The organism is Flavobacterium sp., from assembly GCF_044338735.1.
Lineage (GTDB): Bacteria > Bacteroidota > Bacteroidia > Flavobacteriales > Flavobacteriaceae > Flavobacterium.
Map to the genome: position 1 here is coordinate 1 of NZ_JBIIWV010000171.1, position 4,184 is coordinate 4,184.

Below are 4,184 nucleotides of genomic sequence, written 5' to 3' on the forward strand. Positions count from 1 at the left end.
CATTTTTAAGGGCGTAAACCTATTCAATAATTTTGAAAAAAACAATTTTTTTTGAAAAAACGTGCAAAAAATATGTGTTTTTTATAAATTCATACTTATTTTATTAATAAAACAGCTTAAAACATAATCACTTAGACTATATTTCTTCGTTGTGCCTTCCACCATCTTTCAGGTATTTCTTGTTCGCAAGCTGCTAAATAATCTTCATTTGTACAAGGTAATAACGTAATTCTTTTCAATTTATTATTAACATTTGATAAAAATGGGATTTCAATCCACCATCGACCTGAAATATTGCTTTTGTAAAACACCAATTCTTCTTCATCAATTGGGACAATATACTTAATAAACTTTTCTTTGCTTCCAAAAGGATACTCATTAGATCTGAAACTAAATCCTTCAATAAAATACCAAACCATTTGTGCAATTAAAATTTCTTCCTGCGAAACGGTATTAAAATTAAATATTCCAAAAGTCGAAACTTTATCACTAATACCGGCATATCGAGTTAATGAACATATTTCTTTTCCATTAAAACCGTTCGGATTGAATTCTGAAAAATTTCCAGAATAGGACGATTGAATTGCCGTAACATCAATACTTACTAAATCAGCATCCCGAAAAACAGGTTCGGCCACAGCAATATTATTAGCTACTTCACCTAATCGATACGCTTCAAAATACATCTTTTCAATCAAATCAATTTCTTCCTGTGAGTTATAGTAAGTTTGGTAGCCTAAATTTGCATAATTAAACAAATTTGTGGGCTCTTCAATGATAATTTTAGATAAATAAGAATTGGACAACAACGCATTTTCTTTTGCAAAATCAAATTGATTATCAACGGTTACTAAATTCACCATTTGATCTAAATTATCATAGGCTCGATACATCGCATAAGTCAAATCTTGACTTCCTCCAATAACTATTGGGATAATTCTTTTCTTTACAAGTTCTTCGACCAGCTTTTTCAATACAAAATAAGTGTCTTCAATACGCTCTCCAGCCTCAATAGAACCTAAATCAGCCATTGAGACAGCCCAATTGCCTGGATATAAACTATAAAATTCTTTTCTAAAACTATCAAAATTACAAGCTTCATTTTCTTTTGCGGCTCCTCTATTTTCATTCACAGTAATTAAGGCCAAAGCAATGTTTTCCAATACCGGAAAATCGGTTTGAGTATGAAGTACTACTTTCTTCCCTAATGTTTGATTACTTAAGGTTGAAATATATTCTTCTACAGCTGAAGAAACGGGTTGCAAAAAATCGAAAACCATTGGCTATTTCTTTTTTGTGGTTGTTTTCTTAGTAGTTGCTTTTTTTGCGGATGCTTTTTTTGCAGGAGTTTTCTTTTCAATTAAATCCTGAACTTGCGCTAATGTTAATTTACTTGCATCAACGTCTTTGCTTAATTCAATTTTTATTTTTCCTTTTGTTATCACAGAACGACCCCATCGTGCTTTTTCTACTTTAATACCTTCTTCTTTCCAGTCGTGAAGTACTTTATCAATGTCTTTTTGTTGTTTTTCTTCGATTAACTCATTCAAATCTGACTGAGATAAATTATCGAAATTGTATTTTTTATTCACGTTGATAAACATGCCGTTCCATCTAATGAAAGGACCAAAACGCCCAACACCTTTTTGAATTGGTAAATTATCATACGTTCCAATTGGAGCATCTGCCTGTGCTTTCTCATCAATTAAACCTTGAGCGGTTTCCATGGTTACATCCATTGGATCAACTCCTTTTGGTAACGAAATAAATTGGGTTCCAAATTTAACATAAGGCCCAAAACGACCATTGTTTACTTCAATTTCTTCTCCTTTGTAGTTGCCTAATTGTTTTGGAAGTAAGAATAAATTTAATACTTCTTCCAAGGTTATGTTTCCGATATTTTGATCTGGTCGTAAACTGGCAAATTGTTTATTTTCCTCATCAATATCACCAATTTGAGCCATGGCACCATATTTCCCTAAACGTACCGAAACTTGTTTTCCTGAAACAGGATGCATTCCTAAAATACGTTCACCACTTTCTCTATCGGCATTTTTTTCAACATCAACTACGTTCGGATGAAAATGGCTGTAGAAATCATTCATCATTTTTGCCCAATCCACTTTTCCTTCTGCAATTTCATCAAAATCTTGCTCCACTTTTGCAGTGAAATTATAATCTAAAATAGTTCCGAAGTTTTTCACCAAGAAATCATTCACGATAATTCCGATATCCGTTGGAACTAACTTTCCTTTATCTGATCCTACATTTTCAGTTAAAACTTGCGCTTTTACTTCACTATTTTTTAAAACTATTTGGGTGTATTTTCGTTCTTGTCCTTCAAAACTTCCTTTTTCCACATAGGTTCTAGCAATAATCGTAGAAATAGTTGGCGCATACGTTGACGGACGACCAATTCCTAATTCTTCTAATTTTTTTACCAAAGAAGCTTCCGTATAACGACTAGGCGCACGAGAAAAACGTTCGGTAGCCGTGATATAATTATTAGTAAGTTTTTCGTTTACTTTTAAAGCGGGCAACATTCCTTCTTGTTCCTCTTCATCATCATCATGTCCTTCTAAATACACTTTTAAGAAACCTTCAAATTTGATTACTTCTCCAGTTGCTGTAAACGTCTCCGAATGATTACTTGCTTCAATTTTTACATTTGTTCTTTCTAATTCGGCATCGCTCATTTGAGATGCCAAAGTTCTTTTCCAAATTAAATCATACAAACGCGCCTGGTCTCTATCAATATTTACAGTATGACGACTCATATCAGTAGGACGAATGGCTTCATGCGCTTCTTGTGCTCCTTTTGATTTGGTATTGAAATTTCTTGGTTTCGAAAATTCCTTTCCGTAATAACTAGTAATTTCAGCTTGAGCTGCTGTCATTGCTTCTTGTGATAAGTTTACACTATCGGTTCTCATGTAGGTTATAAGACCGGCTTCGTACAAACGTTGTGCAATTTGCATCGTAATTCCAACAGGTAAATACAATTTTCTAGCGGCTTCTTGTTGCAGTGTTGAAGTCGTAAATGGCGCTGCTGGTGATTTTTTTGTGGGTTTGGTTTCTAAATCCCCTACTTTATAGGTTGAACCAATATTTTTAGTTAAGAAATCTTCAGCTTGTTGTTTGGTAGCAAAGTTTTTTGGCAATTTTGCTTTAAATGTTTTTCCTGCTTCGTTTGTAAATTCTGCAGTAATGCTATATGAAGCTTCTGGATTGAAATTTTGAATTTCTCGTTCACGTTCTACAATTAACCGAACAGAAACCGATTGTACACGACCTGCAGACAATCCTCCTTTTACTTTTTTCCAAAGTACTGGCGACAATTCATATCCTACTAAACGGTCTAAAACTCTTCGTGCTTGTTGTGCATTTACTAAGTTATAATCAATTCCTCTTGGGTTTTCGATTGCTTTTTGAATCGCTGTTTTCGTAATTTCGTGAAAAACGATGCGTTTTGTTTTTTCTGGTTTTAAATTTAATTCTTCAGATAAGTGCCAAGAAATCGCTTCTCCCTCACGGTCCTCATCAGAAGCCAACCAAACCATTTCGGCATTTTTAGCTAATCCTTTTAATTTGGTTACCAATGCTTTTTTATCTGCCGAAACCTCATATTTTGGTTTAAACCCATTGGCTACATCTACCCCAATTTCTCTCGAAGGCAAGTCGGCTATATGCCCATAACTCGACTCAACTTGATAGTCGCTTCCTAGAAATTTTTCGATGGTTTTTGCCTTAGCTGGTGACTCAACGATTACTAAATTCTTTGCCATTTCACTTTGTTGTTTGTTCGGCAAAAGTATCTATTTTTTTTAAATTTTGACTTTTATATTGCATTTTTACCAATATTTAGTTCAATATGATACTTATTTATACCTATTACATTGAAGAAAAAAACCAATAAAAAAATAAAATTAAAGACAAACTTAAAAAATAATTAAAAAATCTTGTTAAACCTTTACTGACATCTTGTCATATTTTAGATTTTAGTATTATCTTTGCAATCCGAAACTTGGGAATGAATCAAAGTAGATTTTTAGTATGGAAAAGGAAATTGATGAAAAAAAACAAGGTCAGAGTTTAGTGCTTGACCAAAAAGAAGGAAATACAAAAAAACTTTTTATAGAGAGTTATGGTTGCCAAATGAATTTTTCGGACAGCGAAATTGTGGC

2 protein-coding genes are annotated in these 4,184 nt (G+C 33.2%); both read right to left on the reverse strand.

Features of this window, described 5'->3' with window-relative positions:
• Positions 1-131: 131 nt before the first annotated feature.
• A complete protein-coding gene (locus tag ACIQZC_RS09460) occupies positions 132-1,280 on the reverse strand; it encodes a formimidoylglutamase (RefSeq protein WP_396138983.1) in 1,149 nt (382 codons plus the stop codon).
• Positions 1,281-1,283: 3 nt separating this feature from the next.
• A complete protein-coding gene (topA, locus tag ACIQZC_RS09465) occupies positions 1,284-3,785 on the reverse strand; it encodes a type I DNA topoisomerase (RefSeq protein WP_396138984.1) in 2,502 nt (833 codons plus the stop codon).
• Between the last annotated feature and the right edge of the window lie 399 nt (positions 3,786-4,184).

What these genes read in the sequence shown, in the direction of transcription:
- topA (WP_396138984.1), bottom strand. Translation starts at nt 3,785, where the DNA reads ATGGCAAAGAATTTAGTAATCGTTGAGTCACCAGCTAAGGCAAAAACC.
- ACIQZC_RS09460 (WP_396138983.1), bottom strand. Translation starts at nt 1,280, where the DNA reads ATGGTTTTCGATTTTTTGCAACCCGTTTCTTCAGCTGTAGAAGAATAT.